The organism is Saccharopolyspora sp. (assembly GCF_017434145.1).
Lineage (GTDB): Bacteria > Actinomycetota > Actinomycetes > Mycobacteriales > Pseudonocardiaceae > Saccharopolyspora_C > Saccharopolyspora_C galaxeae.
On record NZ_JAFRFW010000551.1, the window covers coordinates 1 to 3,836 of the forward strand.

Sequence of the window (3,836 nt, forward strand, 5' to 3'; positions counted from 1 at the left end):
GGAACGGCATCAGCCCGGGCAGCTCGCCCGCCACGACCCGCGCGGTCTCCAACGGGTCGGTGCCCGGCATGGAGCCGAGGGCGGTGGCGGTGCCGGGGTTCCACGCTGCTTCATCGCTCACCCGGCCATTCTGACGTGGCGGCCCGCGGCTGATCGCGAGGGATTCCCAGCAAGCGCACCGGACGGGTGATCCCGGCGGCCTGAAAGGTTAGGCTAACCATGCTCGATCCGGGGATCCGGCTCGGCGCCTGTTCCGGTTGCTCGCCGGACCACCCGCGCCGAACGAGAGCAAGACCGTCGCCAAGGAGTTCCGATGCCGTCACTTTCCCGCCGCGGCCTGCTGCACGCCGCGACCGCGCTGGCCGCCGCCGGAGTCGCCGGGTGCGCGCAACAACCCGGCGGGGCGGCGCCGGAAGGACCGTCGCGCAGCATCGACACGCACCTCGGCCCGGTGCGCATCCCGGCGAATCCGCAGCGCGTGGTGTGCCTCGACCAGTACGCGACGCTGGCGCTGCTGGACGTGGGCGTGCGACCGGCGGCCACTGTGGACGGACTCGACGACTGGATGCCCGCGCAGCACCTGGCGGCGTACCGGTCGTTACCGCGGGTGGGCGGTTACCAGCCGGAGTTCGAGCGGGTGCTCGCCGCGCAGCCCGATCTCATCATCGGCAACAGCGCGTTCACGCTCAGCGGCGGCGACACCTACGAGAAGCTCAGCTCGCTGGCGCCGACGGTGATCCTGACCTCGCTGGTTTCCGGGCAGTGGCAGGACATGGCGCTGCAAGCGGCGAACGCGGTGAACCGCCCGGAGCCGATGAACCGGCTCCGTGAGCGCTACCTGCAGCGGGCGGCGCAGATCCGGCAGCAGCACGCGGATGCGTTGGCGCGCACCGAGTTCAGCCTCATCGCGTCGTTCAAGCAGGGCTCGTGGAACCTGTGCCTGCCGGACTCGTGGAGCGGGGTGGTGCTGACCGAGGCCGGAGCCCGGTTCGCGGGCGCTTCGGCCGGGCGCACCGGCAGCGCGGTCGAGCAGTCCTTCGAGCAGATCGGCGTGCTGGCCGACTCGGACGTGATCTTCTACCAGGTCAACCCGGACGGCGCGGTGGACCCCGCGATGCAGGCGCTGCTCGACCAGGGCGCGTACCGGAGCCTGCCCCCGGTGCGCGCGGGCGGGGCCGTGCCGCTGCGGAACCTCTACGTGTTCAGCTTCACCCAGGCGCTCGGCGCCCTCGACGAGCTCGAAGCCGTCCTGCGCGGCCGCTGACCGAGAACTGCCGTCTTGTCAGCGGCGGAGCCGCTGAGGTTCCGCTACCCGGACACCCCCGCAACGCAAGATCAAATATGTGCTCTCAGCGGGTTGCGGAGATCAAGGCGCTGCCGAGCACGACGTCGCCCGCGTCGTCGGGGCGGTAGAGCACGATCGCCTGGCCCGGTGCCACGCCGCGCAGCGGCTCGTCGAGCCGGACGCTCAGCCCGCCGTCGGCGACCTCCGCGACGGCCCCGGCGGTGCCGCCGTGCGCGCGCACCTGCACGACGCACTCGGTGGCACCGTCCAATTCCCGCTCCGAAGGCCAGATCGGCCGCTTCGCGTCGATGCCGGTGACGCCGAGGTCCTCGGCGGAACCGACCTTCACGGTCCCGGAAACCGGCTCCAGCGAGAGCACGTAGCGCGGTTTGCCGTCCGCGGCGGGCGCTTCGATGCCGAGGCCCTTGCGCTGGCCGACGGTGAACCCGTGCACGCCGGTGTGGTGCCCCAGCACCGCGCCGCTTTCGGCGTCGACCAGCTCACCCGGGCGCTCGCCGAGCTTGGACTCCAGGAACCCGCGGGTGTCGCCGTCCGGGATGAAGCAGATGTCGTGGCTGTCCGGTTTCTGCGCCACCGCCAGGTCGCGCTCGTCGGCCTCCGCGCGCACCTCGGACTTCAGCGAGTCGCCCAGCGGGAACATCGAGTGCCGCAGCTGCTCGGCGGTCAGCGAGGCCAGCACGTAGGACTGGTCCTTGCCATCGTCCCGGCTGCGGCGCAGCTCCGGCACGCCGTCCCGGACCACCAGGCGCGCGTAGTGGCCGGTGCAGACGGCGTCGAAGCCCAGCGCCATCGCCTTCTCCAGCAACGCCTCGAACTTGATCTTCTCGTTGCAGGTCAGGCACGGGTTCGGAGTGCGCCCGGCGGCGTACTCGCCGACGAAGGTCTCGATCACCTCTTCGGTGAACCGCTCGGCGAAATCCCAGACGTAGAACGGGATTCCGAGGATGTCCGCGGCGCGGCGCGCGTCCCGGGAGTCCTCGACCGTGCAGCAGCCGCGGGCACCGGTGCGCAGCGTGCCGGGTTTCGCCGACAGCGCCAGGTGCACGCCGGTGACGTCGTGCCCGGCGGCGACCGCGCGGGCGGCGGCGACCGCGGAGTCCACCCCGCCGCTCATCGCTGCCAGTACTCGCACTGCTCTCACACCTCCGTCGTGGCGGTCGTCGGACCCGCCGCCCTGCGCAACCCGGTCAGTCCGGCGTTGCGCGCCCGTTCCACCACCGGCCCGATCGCCTCGGTCAGCGCCCGCACGTCGGCCTCGGTGGAGTCGTGCCCCAGCGAGAATCGCAGGGAGCTGCGCGCGGCCCGCGCCTCGGCCCCCATCGCCAGCAGCACGTGGCTCGGCTCGGCCACTCCGGCCGTGCAGGCGGAGCCGGTGGAGCATTCGATTCCGTTGGCGTCCAGCAGCATCAGCAGGCTGTCGCCTTCGCAGCCGGGGAAGGTGAAGTGCGCGTTGCCGGGCAGCCGGGACCATTCGCCGTCCTGCCCGCCCGCGCCCGGATCGCCGTTGAGCACGGCGTCCGGCACCGCGGCGAGCACGCCGCTGATCAGCTCGTCGCGCAGCTTCGCCAGCGCCGGGGCGTGCTCCGGGCGTTCGCGCACCGCTTCCCGCACCGCGCTGGCCAAACCCAGCACGCTCGGGGTGTCCAGCGTGCCGGAACGCACTTCGCGCTCCTGGCCGCCGCCGTGCAGCACCGGAGTGCATTCGACGTCGCGAGCCAGCAGCAGCACGCCCGCGCCGTAGGGACCGCCGAGCTTGTGGCCGGTCATGGTGAGCGCAGCGGCGCCGGAGGCGGCGAAGTCGACCGGCACGGTGTCCACCGCCTGCACCGCGTCGGTGTGCAGCGGCACGCCGTAGCGGTCCGCGACCGCGGCCAGCCGCGAGATCTCGTTGACCGTGCCGACCTCGTTGTTCGCCCACATCACGGTGATCATCGCGACGTCGTCCGGGTTCGCGCGCAGCGCCTCCTCCAGCGCTTCCGGGCGCACCCGGCCGACCTGGTCGACCGGCAGCCAGGTGATCTCCGCGGCTTCGTGCTCGGCCAGCCACTCGACCGCGTCCAGTACCGCGTGGTGCTCCACCGCCGAGGCGAGGATGCGGCGCCGGTTCGGGTCCTCGGCGCGCCTGGCCCAGTAGATGCCCTTGACCGCGAGGTTGTCGCTTTCGGTGCCTCCGGCGGTGAACAGCACCTCGGAGGGGCGCGCTCCCAGTGCCGCGGCGATGCCCTCGCGGGACTCCTCCACGGCGCGGCGCGCGCGCCTGCCCGAGGTGTGCAGCGAGGAGGCGTTGCCCAGCTGGGCCAACGCCTCGCTCATCACCGTGACCGCCCCCGCGCGCATGGGGGTGGTGGCGGCGTGGTCGAGGTAAGTCATCGCGACACCAGGGTAAACCAGGCGTGCACCGGTCCGGCCGGGCTCGTCGGCTCCGGGCGGCTCAAGTCCCAGCCGCGGCCACGCGGCTCAGGTCTCAGGCGCGGCCACGCGGCTCAGGTCCCAGCCGCGGCCGCCCGGCGCAGGACCCGCACGGCGCACA

General features: G+C 72.7%; 3 protein-coding genes and 1 pseudogene. 1 reads left to right on the top strand and 3 read right to left on the bottom strand.

Annotated features, from left to right (window positions below; translation table 11 throughout):
* A pseudogene (locus IJH84_RS15355) lies at positions 1-121 on the bottom strand (methionine synthase); the annotation flags it as partial.
* 192 nt (positions 122-313) lie between these two features.
* Here IJH84_RS15355 and IJH84_RS15360 point away from each other — a divergent pair.
* Positions 314-1,264, top strand: coding sequence for an ABC transporter substrate-binding protein (locus tag IJH84_RS15360; protein ID WP_295145597.1), 951 nt, complete (start codon positions 314-316; stop codon positions 1,262-1,264).
* Positions 1,265-1,349: 85 nt separating this feature from the next.
* On the opposite strand, the gene mnmA is transcribed toward IJH84_RS15360, so the two are convergent.
* Together mnmA and IJH84_RS15370 are read right to left on the bottom strand one after the other, a co-directional pair.
* Positions 1,350-2,438: a tRNA 2-thiouridine(34) synthase MnmA gene (gene mnmA, locus IJH84_RS15365; protein WP_200070260.1), complete on the bottom strand. Its 1,089-nt coding sequence runs from the start codon at positions 2,436-2,438 to the stop codon at positions 1,350-1,352.
* Between the two features lie 5 nt (positions 2,439-2,443).
* Positions 2,444-3,676, bottom strand: a complete 1,233-nt coding sequence (locus tag IJH84_RS15370) for a cysteine desulfurase family protein (RefSeq protein ID WP_295145599.1) — start codon at positions 3,674-3,676, stop codon at positions 2,444-2,446.
* Between the last annotated feature and the right edge of the window lie 160 nt (positions 3,677-3,836).

What these genes read in the sequence shown, in the direction of transcription:
- IJH84_RS15370 (WP_295145599.1), bottom strand. Translation starts at nt 3,676, where the DNA reads ATGACTTACCTCGACCACGCCGCCACCACCCCCATGCGCGCGGGGGCG.
- IJH84_RS15360 (WP_295145597.1), top strand. Translation starts at nt 314, where the DNA reads ATGCCGTCACTTTCCCGCCGCGGCCTGCTGCACGCCGCGACCGCGCTG.